Origin of the sequence: uncultured Microbacterium sp., assembly GCF_947489255.1 — a bacterium.
In the GTDB taxonomy this organism is placed as follows: Bacteria; Actinomycetota; Actinomycetes; order Actinomycetales; family Microbacteriaceae; genus Microbacterium; species Microbacterium phycohabitans.
This window is the reverse complement of sequence record NZ_CANLCY010000001.1, coordinates 603,203-623,548: the sequence shown is the minus strand read 5'-3', so window position 1 is coordinate 623,548 and position 20,346 is coordinate 603,203. Positions and strand designations below refer to the sequence as shown.

Genomic DNA, 20,346 nt, shown 5'->3' with positions numbered 1-20,346 from the left:
GGTGTGCGCGTGCAGCGCTCGTCCTCTCCCGCCCCTCCGCATCGCGCGTCCACCGTCTTCGCGGCGGTGGTGCTCGCCGTGTTCCTCGTCGGCATCGGGTGGACCGCCTGGATCGGGCTGCGGGGCGCATCAGCCGTGCAGCACCTGCGATCGGCGCAAACGACGGTCGACTCCGCGACGGCCGATGTCTCCGATCCGGCCGGGGCGATCGAGCGCCTCGGAGCGGCTGCGACCGACACCTCCGCCGCGCGCGGCCTCACCGACGACCCCGCCTGGAGGGCGGCCGAGATCCTGCCCTGGATCGGACCGCAGCTGGCCGCGGTCAGAATCGTCGCCGCCTCGGTGGACGACGCGGCATCCACGGCCGTCCGCCCCCTCGGCGCTGCCGCCGCCGTTCTGGCGCCGGGCGCTCTGCGCACCCCGGACGGCGCCATCGACGTGGCGCGGATCGCCGCCGCGCGTCCCGCCGCCGCCGACGCCGCCGCGCGACTGCGGACGGCCGCCGACGCCGTCGCCGCGATCGACCGTGCCCCGCTCCTGGGAGCACTCGCCACGGCCGTCTCCTCGACCGTCGAGTCGCTGGATCATGCGGCCGGCGCCGCCGATGCGCTGGAGCGCACGACGACTCTCCTCCCCCGCATGCTCGGCGTCGACGGCCGCCGCTCCACACTCCTGCTGTTCCAGAACAACGCCGAGTGGCGCTCCCTGGGTGGGGTGGTCGGTGCGGTGGCCGAGGTGAACGCCGAATCCGGCCGCCTCGCGCTCGTCGCCCAGGCGTCCAGCGCCGACCTCGCCGCTTTCGCCGACGAGCCGGTCCTCCCCCTCGCCGACGATGTCCGCGGCGTCTTCGACACGCGGCCGGCCCGATACCTGCAGAACACCACCCAGGTACCCGACTTCGCCGTCGGCGCCGCGATCGCCCGGGAGATGTGGCGGCGCACGCACGGCGACGAGGTCGACGCGGTGGTCGCGCTGGATCCGGTGGCGTTGTCGTACCTGCTGCGGGCGACGGGTCCCGTCACGCTGCCCACGGGCGATGTCATGGACAGCGCGAACGCCGTCCCCCTGCTGCTCGACGAGGTCTACCGCCGCTTCGCCGACCCCCACGAGCAGGATGTTTTCTTCCAGAGCGCTTCCGCCGCGGTCTTCATCGCACTCTCGGAGGGACGCGGTGACTCCACCGCTCTCATCCAGGCGCTGACGCAAGCAGGCGCCGAACGCCGCCTCCTGGTGTGGAACGCGGATGCCGCAGACCAGGCCGTTCTGGACGGTTCCACGCTCCAGGGCGCCCTGCCCGTGTCCGATGACACCCGCACCACGATCGGCGTCTATCTCAACGACGGCACCGGCTCGAAGATGGATTACTATCTCCACCCGCGCGTCGCGATCGGGTGGTGCGCCGACGGCTTGGCGACCCTCCGTGTGAGCCTGCGGAACGACGCGCCCGATCCCTCGACGCTGCCGCCCTACGTGACCGGCGGGGGCGAGTACGGCATTCCTCCCGGTGAGGCGCAGACCGGCGTCTACGTCTACCTTCCGCCGGGGGCCGAGGTCGTCGATCGGCGCACGTCGTCCGACGGCGACGTGACCCCTGGCTTCGCGGGCGGCACGCACGACGGCCGGACGGTCGTGAAGTGGTCCGTGCGCCTCTCCCCCGGGCACGCCGGAGTCCTGGATCTCGACCTCCGGATGCCGATGACCCCCCACCTCGACGTCCTCGCCACGCCGACGCGGGATCCGCGGGAGAAACCGGAGGCGGGAGGATGTCCGTCCGCTGGATGAGCGCTACCGGTCGCGGACTCCGGGTGAAGTCCGGAGGCGACCGGCGTGAAAGGCACCGGGACACACCGCACCGCGTCCGCCTCCTCCGGAAGACTCCCCCATGGAGCGGCGCCGTCCGCTTCGATCACCGGCTCGACCACGCCAAGCAGATGGGGCACACCATGAAGACCACGATCATCCGGGCCGTCGCGGCGCTCTCGCTCGCCGCGGCCGCGTTGCTGACCCCCACGGCCGCCAACGCCTACACCGACCCCTCCGCGGTCTCGGTGACGCCGTCGACGGTCGCTCCCAACGGCACCGCGACGTTCACGACCGACCGCCCGATCTTCGACGGCGACGAAGACATCGCCATCTCGGTGACCGGCGTCGCAGCGAAGGGCATCACCCTCGCGTCGATCGCTTCCGAGACCAACGACTCGCTGCGAACCAAAGCCGTCGGAGGCAACCTCCGCGCGCAGGTGCACTTCCCGGCGAACGCCAAGGGCGTCTACACGCTCACCTTCACCGGCGTGCGCAGCGGCGTCGTCCTCCACTCCAGCGTCACCGTCACCCCGATCGGCGCCCCGAGCGCCCCGGCGCAGGGCGGTCTCGCCGTCACCGGTTTCGACGCGGGCAGCACGACCGGCCTGTGGCTGACGGGTGCCGCCCTCCTCGTCGGCGGTTCCGCCGTCGGCATCGGTGCCGTCGTCCGTCGCCGCCGCGCCTCCCACGACTGACCTGCTCGACCCACGAAGTGGGGGCCGTCCTCGGACGGCCCCCACTTCGTCGTTCCCGCGCGCTCAGTCGAGGACGCCGGTCCGGGCCGATGCGACCTCGGCGGTGATCAGGATCGGCAGATGGTCGCTCTGTCCCTGGGGCAGCGTCTTGATGTGGGCGATGTCGAACCCCACCGATGTCGCGAAGTCGTAGTGTCCGCGGAAGAAGCGGTATCGCGTGTAGGTCCGCGTGTCGCTCAGCGTCAGTTCGTACCCCTGGTCGCGAACCTTCTGCCCGAGGTTCTCCTTGAAGACGGGGTAGTTGTAGTCGCCGACCATCAACGCGGGCAACCCCGGGCCGAGGTTCTGCAGTTCGGTCAGCGCCGTCCGGATCTGGTGACGACGGAGCGAGTTGAGCGCGGTCAACGGCGCGGCATGGAAGGAAGCGACGATGACGTCACGTCCGTGGTCGATGTCGCGAAGCCGCACGCCGAGCATGCGCTCCTCGGCGGGCTTCAGCACGTAATCGTGCAGCGACTTCTTCAACGCGATCGCCCGGACCTCCTCGGCACGGAACGTGTTCTCGCGGTAGTACAGCGCGAGCCCGAGACGGTTGCGCTGCGTGGCGTCGGCCAACCGCAGACCGCCGATCCGGTCAGGGATGTCCGTGGAGTCGCATTCCTGCAGGCAGAGCACGTCGATCTCGTGCTGCTCGACGAGCGCGACGAGTTCCCCCGCCGCGCGGTGCTTGTTGAGGTTGTACGAGATGACCTTCATGGCGCAGTCAGCCTACGACTCCCTCTGATGCGGTTGCCGAGGGGTTGCACATGCGCGGTGAGGTCGATTCAGGATGCCGAGTCGTCGGCATCCCGTCGGTTCCGCGTCTGCTCGGCTCGCGCTGCCAGGAGCTCGTCGGCGGGATATCCGACCTCGGCGAGCACGAGCCCACGGGCCGCCAGGACCTTCGTCTCGGGGATCCGCAGGCGAGCGTCGCGGATGGCGACGACATCGTCGATCTCGATCCGTCCCTCCCCCACGGCGACGCACGCGCCGACGAGCGCCCGCACCATGCTGTGGCAGAAGGCGTCGGCACGCACGTTCGCCACGAGGACGCCGTCGTCGCCGCGGTGCCAGTCGTACTCGAGCAGGGTGCGAATGGTCGTCGCCTCTTCCCGGGCCTTGCAGTAGGCGGCGAAGTCGTGGAGTCCGATGAGCCGGTTGGCGGCGGCATCCATCGCCACGACGTCGAGGGCGCTGCGAACCGTCGTCGTCCGCGTGCGATCGAGCGGGTCGTAGCCCGTCGCTGCGTCGGCCAGCCGATAGGTATACCGACGCCACACCGCCGAGAACCGGGCGTCGAAGCCTTCCGGCGCAAGAGACGTGCGACGCACCGTCACGTCGGAATACGCGCCCAGCACACCGCGGATGCGACCAGCCAGCGCGGCGACCGCGTCAGCCTCGTCATTGTCGCGACGTCGTCGCGGCAGACGCGCGATCTGATCGGCGTCCAGGTCGAGGTGGGCCACCTGGCCGGAGGCGTGCACTCCCGCGTCGGTGCGACCGGCCACGACGAGACGCGGTGAGCCTCCGATGATCCGTTCCAAGGCCGCTTCGAGGTCGCCCTGGACCGTCCTCAAGCGAGGCTGGCGCGCCCACCCTCGGAAATGCGTGCCGTCGTAGGCGATGTCGAGACGTATGCGCACCCTCCCAGCCTACGAGCGCGAGGGCCGCGGAAACGACGACGTCCCCACCCGAGAGGGCGAGGGCGAAACGACGAAGCCCCCACCGAAGGGTGAGGGCGAGACGACGGCGCCCCCACCGAAGGGTGAGGGCGAGACGACGGAGCCCCCACCCGTGAGGGTGAGGGCTCCGTGCGAGCGGGAGGCTCAGGCCTTGGCGTCGTCCTGGACGGCGTCGTCGGCGGCGGCCTCGGCGGCCGCGCCTTCCTCGGGCGACTCGGCGCCGGCGTCGGCGGCCTCGTCGGTGGAGGTCTCCTCGGCGGCGGGCTCTTCCGCAGCGGCCGGGGCGGCAGCGGCGGGAGCCGCAGCGGCCTTGGTCGACGCCTTCTTGGCGACGGGCTCGAGGACGAGCTCGATCACGGCCATGGGGGCGTTGTCGCCCTTGCGGTTGCCGACCTTGGTGATGCGGGTGTAGCCGCCGTCACGCTCGGCCACCAGGGGCGCGATCTCGGTGAAGAGGGTGTGAACGACCTCTTTGTCGCCGATCACGCTCAGCACGCGACGACGCGCGTGCAGGTCGCCGCGCTTTGCGAAGGTGATGAGGCGCTCGGCGAGCGGACGCAGGCGCTTGGCCTTCGTCTCGGTCGTCTTGATGGACTTGTGCGTGTAGAGAGCTGCCGCGAGGTTCGCGAGAAGCAGACGCTCGTGGGCCGGGCCGCCTCCGAGGCGGGGACCCTTCGTGGGCTTGGGCATGTCGTGTTACTCCAGGGAAAGGTTCGGTCGGGTCCGACGGGGTCAGACGGTCTCTTCGTCGTAGCCGCTGTAGAACTGGGCGCCGTCGAAGCCGGGCACCGAGTCCTTCAGCGAAAGGCCGAGGGAGGTGAGCTTGTCGCGCACCTCGTCGACCGACTTCTGACCGAAGTTGCGGATGTTCATCAGCTGCGTCTCGGAAAGGGCGACCAGCTCCGAAACGGTGTTGATGCCCTCGCGCTTGAGGCAGTTGTACGAGCGGACCGACAGGTCGAGGTCTTCGATCGGCATCGACAGCTCGTTCGAGAGGACGGTCTCGACCGGCGCGGGGCCGATCTCGATGCCCTCGGCCTCGACGTTCAGCTCGCGGGCGAGGCCGAACAGCTCGGTGAGGGTGCGGCCGGCCGAGGCGACGGCATCGCGCGGGGCGATGGAGGCCTTGGACTCGACGTCGAGAACGAGCTTGTCGAAGTCGGTACGCTCGCCGGCACGGGTGGCGTCGACGCGGTAGCTGACCTTGAGGACCGGCGAGTAGATCGAGTCGATCGGGATCTGACCGGCCTCGGCGTACTCGTTGCGGTTCTGGGTCGCCGAGACGTAGCCACGGCCACGCTCGATGGTGAGCTCGAGCTCGAACTTCGCCGTGTCGTTGAGCGTCGCGATGACCAGCTCGGGGTTGTGCACCTCGACACCCGCCGGAGCGGAGATGTCGGCTGCGGTGACCTCGCCGGCGCCGGTCTTGCGCAGGTACGCCGTGATGGGCTCGTCGCGCTCGCTCGAGACGACCAGCTGCTTGATGTTCAGGATGATCTCGGTGACGTCTTCCTTCACGCCCGGGATGGTGCTGAACTCGTGCAGGACGCCGTCGATGCGGATGCTCGTGACGGCCGCGCCGGGGATCGACGACAAGAGGCTGCGACGCAGCGCGTTGCCGATCGTGTAACCGAAACCGGGCTCCAGCGGCTCGATGACGAAACGGCTGCGGAACTCCCCGATCTTCTCCTCGGTCAGAGTGGGACGCTGTGCGATGAGCACTATGTGTTCCTTTCGATCACGTGCCCGCTATATGACACGTGTAATGGGGTGAGGTGTTGAGTTGTACTCGCGGGATGCCGAGGGGCCCACGACCGCGGGCCTCGGCATCCGGAAGTCTGAATCGCGCGTGAGCGCGGCATTCCCGGGGAGCGACGAGCACTCCCCGGGAACGAACGCGTCAGACGCGGCGACGCTTGGGCGGACGGCAGCCGTTGTGGGCCTGCGGCGTCACGTCCTGGATCGAACCGACCTCGAGACCCGCAGCGGTCAGCGAGCGGATCGCGGTCTCACGACCCGAACCCGGACCCTTCACGAAGACGTCGACCTTCTTGACGCCGTGCTCCTGCGCCTGGCGAGCGGCCGACTCCGCGGCCATGCCGGCGGCGTACGGCGTCGACTTGCGCGAGCCCTTGAACCCGACACCGCCGGACGAGGCCCAGCTGATGACGGCACCCGAGGGGTCGGTGATCGAAACGATGGTGTTGTTGAACGTCGACTTGATGTGGGCCTGACCCACGGCGATGTTCTTCTTCTCTTTGCGGCGCGGCTTGCGCGCGGCGGACTTGGCCTGTGCCATGTGCGTTCTCCTGAATCCTGACGCTCAGCCCGCGGCTTAGCGCGCCTTCTTCTTGCCGGCGACGGTGCGCTTGGGGCCCTTGCGGGTACGCGCGTTCGTCTTCGTGCGCTGACCGCGCACCGGGAGGCCGCGGCGGTGGCGCAGGCCCTCGTAGGAACCGATCTCGACCTTGCGGCGGATGTCGGCGGCGACCTCGCGACGGAGGTCACCCTCCACCTTGTAGGTGCCTTCGATGTGGTCGCGCAGTGCGACCAGCTGGTCGTCGGTGAGGTCCTTGACGCGGATCTCCTGGCTGATGCCAGTGGCGTTCAGGATCTCGACGGAGCGGGTGCGACCCACGCCGTAGATGTAAGTAAGTGCGATCACCACGCGCTTGTCGCGCGGGATGTCGACGCCGGCGAGACGTGCCATGCGGCTCTCCTCAGAGTGTCGTGGAGGTGTGGAGCAGGATCGGTGCTCGGGCCTCCGCCCCGAGGTGTCCCCCGCCCGCTTTCGCGAACGGGATCTGATCCTGCCGGTGTGTATTCAGTTGGAAAGAGTCGAGAGCTCGGAGGAGCTCAGCCCTGGCGCTGCTTGTGGCGCGGGTTGCTCTTGCAGATCACCATCACGCGCCCGTGGCGGCGGATCACCTTGCAGTGATCGCAGATGGGCTTGACGGAGGGGTTGACCTTCATGATGTTCCTGTTTCGCTGTCTTCGAATCCGCGGATGCGGCTCGTTACTTCTCGGCCGGGCTCAGCGGTAGCGGTAGACGATACGACCGCGGGTGAGGTCGTAGGGGCTCAGCTCGACGACGACGCGGTCCTCCGGGATGATGCGGATGTAGTTCTGCCGCATCTTGCCCGAAATGGTGGCGAGCACCTTGTGACCGTTCGTCAGTTCGACACGGAACATCGCGTTGGGCAGTGCCTCGGACACCGTGCCCTCGATCTCGATGACACCGTCTTTCTTCGCCATAAACTCGCTCACGCTCAGTTGCAGACCGGCCGGTCTGCGGTGGATGGGGATTCGGTGCTTCGACACGCCAAGGAAGGCGCAACGCACCAAAGATCAAGCATACGTGGTAATACCCGCCCCGGCAACTCGTGGGGCGCCGCGTCAGCCGTCGAGACGGGCGACGATGTCCTTCTGCGGGTCTCCGGTCAGGTCGTTCTGGTTCGACAGAACGGTGCCGTTCACCGCGATCGTCGGGGTCGCGACCCCGCTCTGACCCGGCTGCACCGGAGTCTTCTGCGTCATCGCGGTGACGAACTTCGTGTACGTCCCGTCGGAGATGCAGGATGCCACGGCATCCGAGGCTCCGGCCGTCGTCGCGATCGAGGCGAGGGTCGCGTCATCGAGGCCCGAGGTGTTCTCCTTGGGCTGCTGCGCGTACATCTCCTTCACGAAGGCGGAGACGTTGGCCGGGTCGTCCACGGCCACGCAGTACGCGGCGTTCGCCGAGCGGGTGGAGTACTGCGTGCCCTGCGAGAGGCGGTCGAGGATCGCGATCGGGTGAATGTTCAAGGTGATCGTTCCGTCGTCCACGAGCTGCTGCAGCGTGGGACCGTAGGCCTGCTCGAACGAGTTGCAGACGGGGCACATGAAGTCGACGTAGGTGTCGACCGTCTTCTCCCCCGTCCCCACCGCGATCGCACCGGTGTCGGTGTTCACGGCGGAGGACTGCGGAAGCGTCCCGGGCGAGGTCGCCTGGCTGTTGGCGAACCAGACCACGCCGCCCACGATCAGCACGACCACGACGACCGCCGCCGTGATGCCGATCGCGAACCAGTTCGTGGACTTGCGCACCGCGGCCATCATCATCAATCGATCTCCTTCGGCACCACACCGAACGGCGCCAGCTTCTCGGCACCGCCGTCGTGAGCGGTGAGGACCCAGATGCCCCCATCATGCACGGCGACGCTATGTTCCCAGTGGGAGCCCTCGGTGCCGTCGACGGTGGAGACGGTCCACCCGTCGTCCTCGACCAGGGTCTCCTGATCGCCGATGACGACCATCGGCTCGATCGCGACCGCCAGGCCCGGACGGACCTCCGGACCGCGGTCGGCGACGGCGTAGTTGAAGATGCTCGGCGACTCGTGCATCTTGCGGCCGATCCCGTGCCCGACATAGTCGCGCAGGATTCCGTAACCGCCCGCAGGCGCGTGCTCGTCGATGTAGCCCTGGATCGCAGCCCCGACCTCACCGAGGTGCGACGCACGGCTCAGTGCGGCGATACCCGCCCACAGCGAGCCCTCCGTCACCTCCGAGAGTCGGCGACGAGGCGCGACCAGCTCTTCCGGCGCGTCACCGGGCACGATGACGGTGAACGCCGAGTCGCCGTTCCACCCCTGGAACTCCGCTCCGGCGTCGATGGAGAGGATGTCTCCCGCCTGGAGCGGACGATCGTTCGGGATGCCGTGCACCACCTGCTCGTTGACCGAGGCGCAGATGGTGTGCCGATAGCCGCGCACCATCTGGAAGTTCGACTTCGCGCCGCGCTCCCCGATCAGACGGGCGGCTTCCGCATCGAGCTGCAGCGTGGTGACGCCGGGCTCGATGAGCCGGCGGACCGCCGCGAGAGCGTCGGCCGTGATCAGGCCCGGCTCGATCATCGATCGCAGCTGCGCCGGCTTCTTGTAGATCGAGGAACGCAGTCCCACGTCAACGAGCCGAGATGCCGCGGGCGTCGAGCGCCGCGTAGATGCGCGCGGTGACCTCGTCGAGGCTGCCGACGCCGTCGATCTCGTCGACGATCCCGCGGGTGCCGTACACCTCGAGGATCGGCGCGGTCTCGCGCTCGTAGATGCCCAGACGGGTGGCGATGGCCTCTTCGGTGTCGTCGGCGCGGCCCTGCTCCGCGGCCCGGGCGGTGAGCCGCGACAGCGACTCCTCGCGCGGGACGACGAGCGCGATGACGGCGTCGAGCGACTCGTCGCGCCCCTCGAGGAACTCGTCCAGGTGCATCACCTGCGCGAGGTTGCGCGGGTACCCGTCGAGGAGGAAGCCCTCCGCGGCGTCCGGCTGGGCGAGACGGTCGCGCACGACCGCGCTCGTGAGCTCATCGGGTACGAGATCCCCCGCGTCGATGATCGACTTCACCTGGAGGCCGAGCTCGGTGCCGTCCTTGACGTTGGCGCGGAAGACGTCGCCCGTCGAGACGACGGGGATTCCCAGGGCTTCGCCGACACGGACGCCCTGCGTTCCTTTTCCGGATCCCTGAGGTCCGACGATCAGAAGACGCGCGGTCATCGCAGCAGCCCTTCGTAATGACGCTGCTGGAGTTGCGCGTCGATCTGCTTCACCGTCTCGAGACCGACGCCCACGATGATGAGGATCGAGGCCCCGCCGAAGGGGAAGTTCTGGTTGGCACCGACCGTCGCGAGCGCCACGAGGGGCAGCAGGGCGATGAGGCCGAGATAGATCGAGCCCGGCAGCGTGATGCGGGTCAGGACGTAGTCCAGGTACTCCGCCGTGGGGCGACCCGCACGGATGCCGGGGATGAACCCGCCGTACTTCTTCATGTTGTCGGCGACGTCGACGGGGTTGAACGTGATGGCGACGTAGAAGTAGGCGAACCCGATGATCAGGAGGAAGTAGATCAGCATGTAGAGCGGGTGGTCACCGCGCGTGAGGTACTGCGAGATCCACGTCACCCACGGCGCCGGCTCCTGGCCCGCCTGCGGCTGGTTGAACTGCGCGATGAGCGCGGGGATGTACAGCAGCGACGAGGCGAAGATGACGGGGACGACACCGGCCATGTTGACCTTGATGGGGATGTAGGTGTTCGTGCCACCGTAGGTACGACGACCCACCATGCGCTTGGCGTACTGCACCGGGATGCGGCGCTGGGACTGCTCGACGAAGACGACGAGCGCCACGATGACGATGCTCACCGCAAGCACGAGGAGGAAGACCTCGACACCGCGGGCGTTGAGGATCGAGATCATCGCGCCGGGGAAGGTCGCGGCGATCGAGGTGAAGATGAGAATCGACATGCCGTTGCCGACACCGCGCTCGGTGACGAGCTCGGCGAACCACATGACCAGGCCGGTACCGGCGGTCATCGTGATGATCATGAGCAGCTGCGCCCACCAGATGTCGTTGGTCAGCAGCTGCTGGCACTCGGGCACGCCGGCGGAGCCGAAGAGCTGGCCCGAGCGGGCCACGGTGACGAGGGTGGTCGACTGCAGCAGCGCCAGCGCGATCGTCAGGTAGCGGGTGTACTGGGTGAGCTTGGCCTGACCGGCCTGGCCCTCTTTGTACAGGGTCTCGAAGTGGGGGATCACCACGCGCAGCAGCTGCACGATGATGGTGGCCGTGATGTAGGGCATCACGCCGAGCGCGAAGATCGACAGCTGCAGCAGCGCGCCGCCGGAGAACAGGTTGACGAGCGAGAGCAGACCCTCGGTGCCGCCCGATTGGTTCAGACACTGCTGGACGTTGGGGAAGTCGACGAAGGGCGTCGGCACGTGGGCACCCAGCCGGTAGATGGCGATGATGCCCAGCGTGAAGGCGATCTTCCGCCTCAGGTCGGGCGTGCGGAAAACCCGCGCGATGGCGCTGAACAAGGGAGAATCCTCCAGAACGATCTCGGCGCGCGACGGGGCGCACACCAAATCAGACTAACCCAGAAGGGGCCGACGGCCGTAAGGCCGCCGGCCCCTCCGGGGTCGGGCGTCAGTTGACGGAGCCGCCTGCGGCGACGATCTTCTGCTCAGCGGAGCCGGAGACCTTGTCGACCGAAACGGTCAGCGCGACCGAGATGTCGCCGGTGCCGAGCACCTTGACCTTCTCGTTCTTGCGGACGGCGCCCTTGGCCACGAGGTCGGCGACGGTCACGTCGCCACCCTGCGGGTAGAGCTCGGCGAGCTTCTCCAGGTTCACGACCTGGTACTCGACGCGGAACGGGTTCTTGAAGCCGCGGAGCTTCGGGGTGCGCATGTGCAGCGGCATCTGCCCACCCTCGAAGCCGACCTTGACCTGGTAACGGGCCTTGGTTCCCTTGGTACCGCGACCGGCCGTCTTACCCTTCGAGCCCTCACCGCGACCGACACGGGTCTTGGCGGTGCGAGCACCCGGGACGGGACGCAGGTGGTGGACCTTGAGCACGCCGGGGCGCGCCGCGGGGGCTTCCTTCTTGGCGGCCGTCTTACCGGCCGTTGCCTTCTTCGGGGCGTCGACCGTGGCGGTCTCGTCCTTCTTGGCAGCCATTAGTCGATCTCCTCAACCTTGACGAGGTGGGCGACGGTCTTGACGTATCCGCGCGTCTGCGCGTCGTCGGGACGGACGACCGAGTCGCCGATCCGCTTGAGACCGAGCGAACGCAGCGTGTCACGCTGGTTCTGCTTCTCGCTCACCTTGGACTTGATCTGCGTGACCTTCAGACGCTCGGCCATCAGGCACCTACCTTCTGAGCGGCGGCCTCGGCGCGCACGAGGCGGGCCGGGGCGACCTGGTCGAACTCCAGGCCACGGCGAGCGGCCACGGCGCGGGGCTCTTCGAGCGACTTCAGAGCCTCGACGGTCGCGTGCACGATGTTGATCGTGTTCGACGAACCGAGCGACTTCGAGAGGACATCGTGGATGCCGGCGCACTCGAGGACGGCGCGGACGGGACCACCGGCGATAACACCGGTACCGGCGGCGGCGGGGCGCAGGAGCACCACACCGGCGGCGGCCTCACCCTGGACGGGGTGCGGGATGGTCGAGCCCGAGCGCGGGACGCGGAAGAAGTTGCGCTTGGCCTCTTCGACACCCTTCGAGATGGCGAGGGGGACTTCGCGGGCCTTGCCGTAACCGACGCCCACGACGCCGTTGCCGTCACCCACGACGACGAGCGCCGTGAAGCTGAAGCGACGACCGCCCTTGACGACCTTCGACACGCGGTTGATCGTCACGACGCGCTCGAGGAACTGGCTCTCGTTGCGGTCGCGCGAACCACGGTCGCGCTGGTTGGTGTTGCGCTCGCGACCACCGCGACGGGGCTCGCGCTCGCGCTCGGCGGGGGCCGTGGCCGCAGCCGCACCCTCTGCCGGTGCAGTCTGCTCGGTCACTTCGGTCTCCTTGTTGTCACTCACAGGTTCAGCCCTCCTTCGCGAGCTCCGTCGGCGATCGCGGCGACGCGGCCGGCGTAGCGGTTACCGCCACGGTCGAACACGACGTCGGAGACGCCCACGGCCTTGGCACGCTCGGCGACGAGCTCGCCGACCTTGCGGGCCTTGGCGGTCTTGTCACCGTCGAAGCCGCGCAGGTCGGTTTCGAGGGTCGAGGCGGAGGCCACGGTGTGGCCCTTGCTGTCGTCCACGACCTGGACGAACACGTGGCGCGCGGAGCGCGTCACGACGAGACGGGGGCGCAGCTCGGTGCCGACGACCTTCTTGCGAAGGCGCGCGTGACGACGAGCACGAGCGACAGACTTTGTCTTGACAGCCATGGTCACTTACCACTCTTTCCGGCCTTGCGACGCACGACCTCGCCCGCGTACCGCACACCCTTGCCCTTGTAGGGCTCGGGCTTGCGGATCTTGCGGATGTTGGCGGCGGCCTCGCCGACGGCCTGCTTGTCGATGCCACTCACGGTGACCTTGTTGTTGCCTTCGACCGTGAGGGTGATGCCGGCGGGCGGGTCGATGAGCACGGGGTGCGAGAAGCCCAGGGCGAACTCGATCGAGCTGCCCTTCTGCGCCACGCGGTAACCCGTTCCGACGACCTCGAGGCCCTTGGTGTAGCCCTGGGTGACACCGATGATGTTGTTGTTGATGAGCGTGCGGGTCAGGCCGTGGAGCGACCGCGACTCGCGCTCGTCGTCGGGGCGGGTGACGAGAACCTGGTTCTCCTCGACCGACACCTCGAGGGGCTGTGCGATGGTGAGCGCGAGCTCGCCCTTCGGGCCCTTGACGTTGACCTCCCGGCCGTTCACCGAGACGGTGACACCGGCGGGGATGTCGATGGGAAGACGTCCAATACGCGACATGTCAGATCACCACACGTAGGCGAGGACTTCCCCGCCGACGCCCTTCTGCTCGGCCTGACGGTCGGTGAGGAGACCGGAGGAGGTGGACAGGATGGCGACGCCGAGCCCGCCGAGGACCGTGGGGACCTCGGTCGACTTCGCGTACACGCGGAGGCCGGGCTTCGAGACGCGCTTGATGCCGGCGATCGACCGCTCGCGGTTCGGGCCGTACTTCAGCGTCATGTTGAGGGTCTGGCCGACGCGCGCGTCTTCGACGCTCCAGTCGGCGATGTAACCCTCCTGCTTGAGGATGGCGGCGATGTTGGTCTTGAGCTTCGAGCTCGGCATCGACACGGAGTCGTGGTGCGCCGAGTTCGCGTTGCGCAGACGGGTCAGCATGTCTGCGACCGGGTCTGTCATCGTCATGTGTTGCTTCTTTCTTTCATGAGGTTTCGGCTGCCGTTACGCGACAGCCGACCTTCGATGACGGGCCCCCGGAAACCCCGGGGGCCCGAGGCGTCAGGCCTGCTGGTCGGCCGACTGGAAGGGGAAGCCGAGCTGGCGGAGCAGCGAGCGGCCTTCGTCGTCGGTCTTGGCGGTGGTGACGATGGTGATGTCGAAACCACGCACGCGGTCGATGCGGTCCTGATCGATCTCGTGGAACACGGACTGCTCCTGGAGACCGAAGGTGTAGTTGCCGTTGCCGTCGAACTGCTTGGCCGACAGACCGCGGAAGTCGCGGATGCGGGGCAGGGCGAGGTTGACGAGGCGGTCGATGAACTCCCACGCACGGTCGCCACGGAGGGTGACGTGCGCGCCGATGGCCTGGCCCTCACGCAGCTTGAACTGCGCGATGGACTTGCGGGCCTTGGTGACGACGGGCTTCTGACCGGTGATCTTGGTGAGGTCGTCGACCGCACCATCGATCACCTTGCTGTCGCGAGCGGCCTCGCCGACACCGGTGTTCACGACGACCTTGACCAGGCCGGGGATCTGCATGACGTTCTCGTAGCCGAACTCGTCCTGCAGCGCCTTCTTGATCTCGGCGTTGTACTTCTGCTTGAGGCGGGGCTGGATCTTGCCAGTCTCCGCGGCAGTCACGGTGCTCATGTTCAGAGGTCCTTGCCTGACTTCTTCGCGTAGCGCACACGGACGGTGCGCTTGACGCCGTCCTTCACCTGCTCCTCGACACGGTGGCCGACACGGGTCGGCTTCTTGGTCGAGGGGTCGACGAGCGCGACGTTGGAGATGTGGATCGGGGCCTCGAACGTCTCGATGCCACCGGTCTTGGTGCCGCGCTGGGACTGGCCCACGCGGTTGTGCTTGGTGACGTAGTTCACGCCCTCGACGATGACGCGGTTCTGCTCGGACAGGACCTCGAGGACCTTGCCCTGCTTACCGCGGTCGCCGCCGCGCTCGGGCTTGGCGCCCGAGATGACCTGAACCAGGTCGCCCTTCTTGATTTTCGCCATGATCAGATGACCTCCGGGGCGAGCGAGACGATCTTCATGAACTTCTTGTCACGAAGCTCACGACCGACCGGTCCGAAGATGCGGGTGCCGCGGGGCTCCCCGTCGTTCTTCAGGATCACGGCGGCGTTCTCGTCGAACTTGATGTACGAGCCGTCGGGACGGCGGGTCTGCTTCACGACACGGACGACGACGGCCTTGACCACGTCGCCCTTCTTGACGTTTCCACCCGGGATCGCGTCCTTGACCGTGGCGACGATGACGTCACCCAGGCCGGCGTAGCGACGGTTGGAGCCGCCGAGCACGCGGATGGTGAGCAGCTCCTTGGCGCCGGTGTTGTCGGCGACCTTCAGCCGGGATTCGTTCTGAATCACTTTTTACTCCTTGGGTTCCAAGCAAGCCGCGAGGCTTACTTGGCCTTCTCGAGGATCTCGACCAGGCGCCAGCGCTTGGTGGCGCTGAGCGGACGGGTCTCGTTGATGACGACCAGGTCGCCGATGCCCGCCGAGTTGGTCTCGTCGTGCGCCTTGACCTTGGAGGTGCGGCGGATGACCTTGCCGTAGAGCGGGTGCTTCACGCGGTCCTCGACCTCGACGACGATCGTCTTGTCCATCTTGTCGCTGACGACGTAGCCACGACGCGCCTTGCGGTACCCGCGGGCGTTCTCGTCGCGAACGTCGTTCTCGGCGTGCTCGTGACCGGCGACCTGCGCCTCGGCCTTCTTCGCGGTAGCCATTACTCCGCCTCTTCCTTTGCGGCGTCGTCAGCGGCATCCGCCTTCTTCGCCTTGCTCTTCTTCGCCTTCGCCGGAGCCTCGACCGGAGCCGGGGTGGCGCGGATGCCGAGCTCGCGCTCACGGATCACCGTGTACAGACGCGCGATGTCGCGCTTGACTGCACGGATGCGACCGTGGCTCTCGAGCTGGCCGGTGGCCGACTGGAAGCGCAGGTTGAACAGCTCTTCCTTGGCCTTGCGCAGCTCCTCGACGAGGCGCTGGTCTTCGAACGTGTCGAGCTCGCTCGGAGCGAGCTGCTTGGTGCCGATCGCCATTACGCGTCGCCCTCCTCGCGCTTGATGATGCGTGCCTTCAGCGGCAGCTTGTGGATGGCACGGGTGAGTGCTTCACGAGCGAGTTCCTCGTTGACACCCGCGACCTCGAAGAGGACGCGGCCCGGCTTGACGTTGGCAACCCACCACTCGGGGGATCCCTTACCGGAACCCATGCGGGTTTCGGCCGGCTTCTTGGTGAGCGGACGGTCGGGGTAGATGTTGATCCACACCTTTCCACCACGCTTGATGTGACGCGTCATGGCGATACGAGCGGACTCGATCTGACGGTTGGTCACGTAAGCGGGGGTCAGAGCCTGGATGCCGAACTCACCGAACGACACCGTGGTGCCACCGGTGGCCTGACCCGAGCGACCGGGGTGGTGCTGCTTGCGGTACTTGACCTTGCGGGGGATGAGCATTACGCCGACGCTCCTTCTGCCACGGGGGCCTCGTTGCGCGGGCCACGACGACGGTCGCCACCGCGGTCGTCACGACCGCGCGACTTGGGCGCGTTGGCCTGCTCGCGGGCGAGCTCCTTGTTGGTGAGGTCGCCCTTGTAGATCCAGACCTTCACGCCGATGCGGCCGAAGGTCGTCTTGGCCTCGTAGAAGCCGTAGTCGATGTTCGCGCGCAGGGTGTGCAGGGGCACACGGCCTTCGCGGTAGAACTCGGAGCGGCTCATCTCGGCGCCGCCGAGGCGGCCCGACACCTGGATGCGGACACCCTTGGCGCCGGCACGCTGCGCACCCTGCAGACCCTTGCGCATCGCGCGACGGAACGCCACGCGAGCAGAGAGCTGCTCGGCGACACCCTGCGCGACGAGCTGAGCGTCGGCCTCGGGGTTCTTGACCTCGAGGATGTTCAGCTGGATCTGCTTGCCGGTGAGCTTCTCGAGGTCGGCGCGGATGCGCTCGGCCTCGGCGCCGCGGCGACCGATCACGATGCCCGGACGGGCGGTGTGGATGTCGACGCGGACGCGGTCACGCGTGCGCTCGATCTCGATGTTGCTGACACCGGCGCGGTCGAGCGAGGTGGTCAGCAGGCGACGGATCTTGATGTCCTCGGCGAGGTAGTCGGCGTAACGCTGACCGGGCTTCGTCGAGTCCGAGAACCACCGCGACACGTGGTCGGTGGTGATGCCGAGGCGGAAGCCGTACGGGTTGACCTTCTGTCCCATTACTTGCTCGCCTTCTTGTTGGCGCGAGCCGGGGCCGCCTCAGCGGTCTCGGGCGTCGCGAGCACGACCGTGATGTGGCTCGTGCGCTTCTTGATCTGGAAGGCGCGACCCTGAGCGCGGGGCTGGAAACGCTTGAGCGTCGTGCCCTCGTCGACGTACGCGTTCTTCACGTACAGGTCGGCGTCATCCAGGTATTCGTTCGTCTTGTCGGCGGTGACGCGAGCGTTCGCGATGGCCGAGGCGACGAGCTTGTAGATCGGCTCGCTCGCGCCCTGCGGCGCGAACTTCAGGATGGCGAGGGCCTCTTCGGCCTGCTTCCCCTTGATGAGCGCGACGACGCGACGAGCCTTCTGAGGGGTCACGCGGATGTGTCGCACACGTGCGATGGACTCCACCATTTCTCTCTCCTCCTCGGTCGCCTTAGCGGCGACGGCCCTTCTTGTCGTCCTTCACGTGGCCGCGGAAGGTGCGGGTGGGCGAGAACTCGCCCAGCTTGTGGCCGACCATGGTCTCGGTCACGAACACGGGGATGTGCTTGCGACCGTCGTGCACGGCGATGGTGTGTCCCAGCATGGCGGGGATGATCATCGAACGGCGCGACCAGGTCTTGATGACGTTCTTGGAACCGGCTTCGTTCTGCGAGACGACCTTGCGAAGCAGGTGCTCGTCGACGAAGGGGCCCTTCTTAAGGCTGCGAGGCATCTTCCTCTACTCCTACTTGCGCTTCTTGCCGGCGGTGCGACGGCGGACGATCAGCTTGTCGCTTTCCTTGTTCGCGTGGCGGGTGCGGCCTTCGGCCTTACCCCACGGCGAAACAGGGTGACGACCACCGGAGGTCTTACCCTCACCACCACCGTGCGGGTGGTCGACCGGGTTCATGGCGACACCACGCACGGTCGGGCGGACGCCCTTCCAGCGCATGCGGCCGGCCTTGCCCCAGTTGATGTTCGACTGCTCGGCGTTGCCGACCTCGCCGATCGTCGCGCGGCAGCGGACGTCGACGTTGCGGATCTCGCCGGAGGGCAGACGCAGCTGCGCGTAGGGGCCGTCCTTCGCGACCAGACGCACGGATGCGCCGGCCGAACGGGCCATCTTCGCGCCGCCACCGGGACGCAGCTCGATCGCGTGGATCACGGTACCGGTGGGGATGTTGCGCAGCGGCAGGTTGTTGCCGGGCTTGATGTCGGCGCCGGCGCCGGACTCGACGACGTCACCCTGCGACAGCTTCGCGGGGGCGAGGATGTAACGCTTCTCGCCGTCCGCGTAGTGCAGCAGCGCGATGCGCGCGGTGCGGTTGGGGTCGTACTCGATGTGAGCGACCTTGGCGTCGATGCCGTCCTTGTCGTTACGACGGAAGTCGATCAGACGGTACTGACGCTTGTGGCCACCACCGATGTGACGCGTGGTGATGCGGCCCTGGTTGTTGCGGCCACCGGTCTTCGACAGCGGGCGCAGCAGCGACTTCTCGGGCGTCGATCGGGTGATCTCGGCGAAGTCGGCCACCGACGAGCCGCGGCGACCGGGGGTCGTGGGCTTGTACTTGCGAATAGCCATTGTTCTTGTCCTCTATCCCGACCGTCAGCCGACAGACGTGAAGATGTCGATGGTGCCCGACTTCAGCGAGACGATGGCGCGCTTGGTGTCCTTGCGCTTGCCGATGCCGAAGCGGGTGCGACGGGCCTTGCCCACGCGGTTGATCGTGTTGACCGAGGCGACCTTGACGCTGAAGATCTTCTCGATCGCGAGCTTGATCTCGGTCTTCGACGCACGGGGGTCCACCAGGAAGGTGTACTTGCCCTCGTCGATGAGCGAGTAGCTCTTCTCGGAGACGACCGGCTTCAGGATGATGTCGCGCGGGTCCTTGTTGACGGCGGTCATGCCGAGACCTCCTCGGTGGCGCCGGTCTTCGACGCGACGAACGCGTCGTAGGCGGCCTTGGTGAAGACGATGTCGTCGGAGACGAGCACGTCGTAAGCGTTCAGCTGGCCGAAGGACAGCACGTGGACATACGCGAGGTTGCGCACGCTCTTGACGGTCAGCTCGTCGTCGCGGTCGATGACCACGAGGACGTTCTTGACGGCGCCGAGCGTGTTCAGGACGGTCGCGGCGGTCTTGGTCGAGGGCGCACCCTCGATGCCGAACCCGTCGACGACGTGCAGACGCTGACCCCGAGCGCGGTCGCTGAGCGCACCCAGGAGGGCGGCGGCGATCATCTTCTTGGGGGTGCGCTGGCCGTAGTCGCGCGGCTTCGGGCCGTGGACGATGCCACCACCGGTCATGTGCGGCGCGCGGATCGAGCCCTGACGGGCGTTACCCGTGCCCTTCTGCTTGAAGGGCTTGCGACCGGCACCCGAGACCTCGCCACGACGCTTGGTCGAGTGCGTGCCCTGGCGAGCCGCGGCGCGCTGCGCCACGACGACCTGGTGGATGAGCGGGATGTTCGTCTTGACGTCGAAGATGGCGGCGGGCAGCTCGACGGAGCCTGCCTTCTTGCCGTCGGCCTTCACGACGTCGAGCGCGAGAGTCGAGTCAGCCATGATCAGGCACCCTTCACTGCGTTGCGGACGTAGACGATGCGGCCACGAGCACCGGGGACGGCGCCCTTGACGAGCATCAGACCCTTCTCGGCGTCGACGGCGTGCACCGTGAGGTTGAGGACGGTCACGCGCTCGCCACCCATACGGCCGGCCATGCGCATGCCCTTGAAGACGCGGCTCGGGGTCGACGAGGCGCCGATCGAACCGGGCTTGCGGTGGTTGCGGTGCGCACCGTGAGATGCGGAGACACCCTTGAAGTTGTGACGCTTCATGACACCCGCGGTGCCCTTGCCCTTGCTGGTGCCGACGACGTCGACCAGCTGGCCGGCCTCGAAGAGACCGTCGACGGTGAGCTCCTGGCCCAGCGCGTAGTCGGCGGCGTCCGCGGTGCGCACCTCGGTGAGGTGGCGGCGCGGGGTGACACCGGCGGCGTCGAAGTGAGCCGTGAGGGGCTTGTTCACCTTGCGGGGGTCGATCTGGCCGTAGCCGATCTGAACGGCGTTGTAGCCGTCCTTCTCGAGCGAGCGCAGCTGGGTCACGACGTTCGGAGCGACCTCGATGACGGTGACGGGAACGAGCTTGCCGTTCTCGTCCCACACCTGGGTCATGCCGAGCTTGGTGCCGAGGAGGCCCTTGGAGATCTTGGAGTTGATGTCAGCCATGT

At 67.6% G+C, this 20,346-nt stretch carries 33 protein-coding genes; 2 read left to right on the top strand and 31 right to left on the bottom strand.

Annotated features, from left to right (window positions below):
- The first annotated feature begins 9 nt into the window (after positions 1-9).
- Together Q0818_RS02920 and Q0818_RS02915 are read left to right on the top strand one after the other, a co-directional pair.
- Positions 10-1,782: a DUF4012 domain-containing protein gene (locus Q0818_RS02920; protein WP_298871158.1), complete on the top strand. Its 1,773-nt coding sequence runs from the start codon at positions 10-12 to the stop codon at positions 1,780-1,782.
- Positions 1,783-1,943: 161 nt separating this feature from the next.
- On the top strand, positions 1,944-2,498 hold the full coding sequence (locus Q0818_RS02915; RefSeq protein ID WP_298871157.1) for a hypothetical protein: 555 nt from the start codon (positions 1,944-1,946) through the stop codon (positions 2,496-2,498).
- 63 nt (positions 2,499-2,561) lie between these two features.
- Here the strand turns inward: Q0818_RS02915 and Q0818_RS02910 are convergent, their stop codons facing one another.
- The 31 genes from Q0818_RS02910 to rplC all read right to left on the bottom strand — a co-directional run bounded on the left by Q0818_RS02910 (position 2,562) and on the right by rplC (position 20,344).
- Positions 2,562-3,254: an endonuclease/exonuclease/phosphatase family protein gene (locus Q0818_RS02910; protein WP_298871156.1), complete on the bottom strand. Its 693-nt coding sequence runs from the start codon at positions 3,252-3,254 to the stop codon at positions 2,562-2,564.
- A gap of 68 nt (positions 3,255-3,322) precedes the next feature.
- A complete protein-coding gene (gene truA, locus Q0818_RS02905) occupies positions 3,323-4,180 on the bottom strand; it encodes a tRNA pseudouridine(38-40) synthase TruA (RefSeq protein ID WP_298871153.1) in 858 nt (285 codons plus the stop codon).
- 183 nt (positions 4,181-4,363) lie between these two features.
- On the bottom strand, positions 4,364-4,909 hold the full coding sequence (gene rplQ, locus Q0818_RS02900; protein ID WP_298871150.1) for a 50S ribosomal protein L17: 546 nt from the start codon (positions 4,907-4,909) through the stop codon (positions 4,364-4,366).
- Positions 4,910-4,951: 42 nt separating this feature from the next.
- Entirely contained in the window at positions 4,952-5,941 is a 990-nt protein-coding gene (locus Q0818_RS02895) for a DNA-directed RNA polymerase subunit alpha (RefSeq protein WP_058230893.1), read from the bottom strand.
- Positions 5,942-6,119: 178 nt separating this feature from the next.
- Entirely contained in the window at positions 6,120-6,518 is a 399-nt protein-coding gene (gene rpsK / locus Q0818_RS02890) for a 30S ribosomal protein S11 (RefSeq protein ID WP_013583990.1), read from the bottom strand.
- 36 nt (positions 6,519-6,554) lie between these two features.
- Positions 6,555-6,929: a 30S ribosomal protein S13 gene (gene rpsM / locus Q0818_RS02885; protein WP_076673723.1), complete on the bottom strand. Its 375-nt coding sequence runs from the start codon at positions 6,927-6,929 to the stop codon at positions 6,555-6,557.
- A 146-nt stretch (positions 6,930-7,075) separates the two neighbouring features.
- Positions 7,076-7,192, bottom strand: a complete 117-nt coding sequence (gene rpmJ / locus Q0818_RS02880) for a 50S ribosomal protein L36 (RefSeq protein WP_005050492.1) — start codon at positions 7,190-7,192, stop codon at positions 7,076-7,078.
- Positions 7,193-7,252: 60 nt separating this feature from the next.
- A complete protein-coding gene (infA, locus tag Q0818_RS02875) occupies positions 7,253-7,474 on the bottom strand; it encodes a translation initiation factor IF-1 (protein ID WP_013583992.1) in 222 nt (73 codons plus the stop codon).
- Positions 7,475-7,615: 141 nt separating this feature from the next.
- Positions 7,616-8,320: a thioredoxin domain-containing protein gene (locus Q0818_RS02870; RefSeq protein WP_298871142.1), complete on the bottom strand. Its 705-nt coding sequence runs from the start codon at positions 8,318-8,320 to the stop codon at positions 7,616-7,618.
- Positions 8,320-9,159 (bottom strand): type I methionyl aminopeptidase, encoded by an 840-nt coding sequence (map, locus tag Q0818_RS02865; protein ID WP_298871137.1) that lies wholly within the window; start codon positions 9,157-9,159, stop codon positions 8,320-8,322. Before map ends, Q0818_RS02870 begins: the two co-directional genes overlap by 1 nt.
- 1 nt (position 9,160) lies before the next feature.
- Positions 9,161-9,748 (bottom strand): adenylate kinase, encoded by a 588-nt coding sequence (locus tag Q0818_RS02860; RefSeq protein WP_298871134.1) that lies wholly within the window; start codon positions 9,746-9,748, stop codon positions 9,161-9,163.
- Entirely contained in the window at positions 9,745-11,067 is a 1,323-nt protein-coding gene (gene secY / locus Q0818_RS02855) for a preprotein translocase subunit SecY (protein WP_076673717.1), read from the bottom strand. Before secY ends, Q0818_RS02860 begins: the two co-directional genes overlap by 4 nt.
- Before the next feature lie 109 nt (positions 11,068-11,176).
- Positions 11,177-11,710, bottom strand: a complete 534-nt coding sequence (rplO, locus tag Q0818_RS02850; RefSeq protein WP_298871132.1) for a 50S ribosomal protein L15 — start codon at positions 11,708-11,710, stop codon at positions 11,177-11,179.
- A complete protein-coding gene (gene rpmD / locus Q0818_RS02845) occupies positions 11,710-11,895 on the bottom strand; it encodes a 50S ribosomal protein L30 (protein WP_013583998.1) in 186 nt (61 codons plus the stop codon). Before rpmD ends, rplO begins: the two co-directional genes overlap by 1 nt.
- Positions 11,895-12,551, bottom strand: coding sequence for a 30S ribosomal protein S5 (gene rpsE / locus Q0818_RS02840; RefSeq protein ID WP_231848142.1), 657 nt, complete (start codon positions 12,549-12,551; stop codon positions 11,895-11,897). Before rpsE ends, rpmD begins: the two co-directional genes overlap by 1 nt.
- Positions 12,552-12,571: 20 nt before the next feature.
- Complete coding sequence (rplR, locus tag Q0818_RS02835) at positions 12,572-12,931, bottom strand: 50S ribosomal protein L18 (protein WP_043361012.1); 360 nt, start codon at positions 12,929-12,931, stop codon at positions 12,572-12,574.
- 2 nt (positions 12,932-12,933) lie between these two features.
- Positions 12,934-13,470 carry a 50S ribosomal protein L6 gene (rplF, locus tag Q0818_RS02830; protein ID WP_076673713.1) on the bottom strand — a complete coding sequence of 179 codons (537 nt, stop codon included), beginning with the start codon at positions 13,468-13,470 and terminating at the stop codon, positions 12,934-12,936.
- A gap of 6 nt (positions 13,471-13,476) precedes the next feature.
- Positions 13,477-13,875: a 30S ribosomal protein S8 gene (gene rpsH / locus Q0818_RS02825; protein ID WP_013584002.1), complete on the bottom strand. Its 399-nt coding sequence runs from the start codon at positions 13,873-13,875 to the stop codon at positions 13,477-13,479.
- A 93-nt stretch (positions 13,876-13,968) separates the two neighbouring features.
- Positions 13,969-14,559 carry a 50S ribosomal protein L5 gene (gene rplE, locus Q0818_RS02820; RefSeq protein ID WP_076673711.1) on the bottom strand — a complete coding sequence of 197 codons (591 nt, stop codon included), beginning with the start codon at positions 14,557-14,559 and terminating at the stop codon, positions 13,969-13,971.
- Between the two features lie 2 nt (positions 14,560-14,561).
- A complete protein-coding gene (gene rplX / locus Q0818_RS02815) occupies positions 14,562-14,921 on the bottom strand; it encodes a 50S ribosomal protein L24 (protein ID WP_076673708.1) in 360 nt (119 codons plus the stop codon).
- A 2-nt stretch (positions 14,922-14,923) separates the two neighbouring features.
- Positions 14,924-15,292: a 50S ribosomal protein L14 gene (gene rplN / locus Q0818_RS02810; protein WP_013584005.1), complete on the bottom strand. Its 369-nt coding sequence runs from the start codon at positions 15,290-15,292 to the stop codon at positions 14,924-14,926.
- 35 nt (positions 15,293-15,327) lie between these two features.
- Positions 15,328-15,654 carry a 30S ribosomal protein S17 gene (rpsQ, locus tag Q0818_RS02805; RefSeq protein ID WP_076673706.1) on the bottom strand — a complete coding sequence of 109 codons (327 nt, stop codon included), beginning with the start codon at positions 15,652-15,654 and terminating at the stop codon, positions 15,328-15,330.
- Positions 15,654-15,968, bottom strand: a complete 315-nt coding sequence (rpmC, locus tag Q0818_RS02800) for a 50S ribosomal protein L29 (RefSeq protein WP_058623969.1) — start codon at positions 15,966-15,968, stop codon at positions 15,654-15,656. The genes rpsQ and rpmC overlap by 1 nt, the downstream gene beginning before the upstream one ends.
- Entirely contained in the window at positions 15,968-16,387 is a 420-nt protein-coding gene (gene rplP, locus Q0818_RS02795; RefSeq protein ID WP_013584008.1) for a 50S ribosomal protein L16, read from the bottom strand. The genes rpmC and rplP overlap by 1 nt, the downstream gene beginning before the upstream one ends.
- Positions 16,387-17,145: a 30S ribosomal protein S3 gene (gene rpsC, locus Q0818_RS02790; protein ID WP_058230882.1), complete on the bottom strand. Its 759-nt coding sequence runs from the start codon at positions 17,143-17,145 to the stop codon at positions 16,387-16,389. Before rpsC ends, rplP begins: the two co-directional genes overlap by 1 nt.
- Entirely contained in the window at positions 17,145-17,543 is a 399-nt protein-coding gene (gene rplV, locus Q0818_RS02785; protein ID WP_013584010.1) for a 50S ribosomal protein L22, read from the bottom strand. Before rplV ends, rpsC begins: the two co-directional genes overlap by 1 nt.
- 22 nt (positions 17,544-17,565) lie before the next feature.
- Positions 17,566-17,847, bottom strand: a complete 282-nt coding sequence (gene rpsS, locus Q0818_RS02780) for a 30S ribosomal protein S19 (RefSeq protein WP_013584011.1) — start codon at positions 17,845-17,847, stop codon at positions 17,566-17,568.
- Positions 17,848-17,859: 12 nt separating this feature from the next.
- Positions 17,860-18,699 carry a 50S ribosomal protein L2 gene (rplB, locus tag Q0818_RS02775; protein ID WP_013584012.1) on the bottom strand — a complete coding sequence of 280 codons (840 nt, stop codon included), beginning with the start codon at positions 18,697-18,699 and terminating at the stop codon, positions 17,860-17,862.
- 24 nt (positions 18,700-18,723) lie between these two features.
- Positions 18,724-19,023, bottom strand: a complete 300-nt coding sequence (gene rplW / locus Q0818_RS02770; protein WP_116536909.1) for a 50S ribosomal protein L23 — start codon at positions 19,021-19,023, stop codon at positions 18,724-18,726.
- A complete protein-coding gene (gene rplD / locus Q0818_RS02765; protein WP_298871101.1) occupies positions 19,020-19,682 on the bottom strand; it encodes a 50S ribosomal protein L4 in 663 nt (220 codons plus the stop codon). Before rplD ends, rplW begins: the two co-directional genes overlap by 4 nt.
- Before the next feature lie 2 nt (positions 19,683-19,684).
- Entirely contained in the window at positions 19,685-20,344 is a 660-nt protein-coding gene (rplC, locus tag Q0818_RS02760; protein WP_056226244.1) for a 50S ribosomal protein L3, read from the bottom strand.
- Between the last annotated feature and the right edge of the window lie 2 nt (positions 20,345-20,346).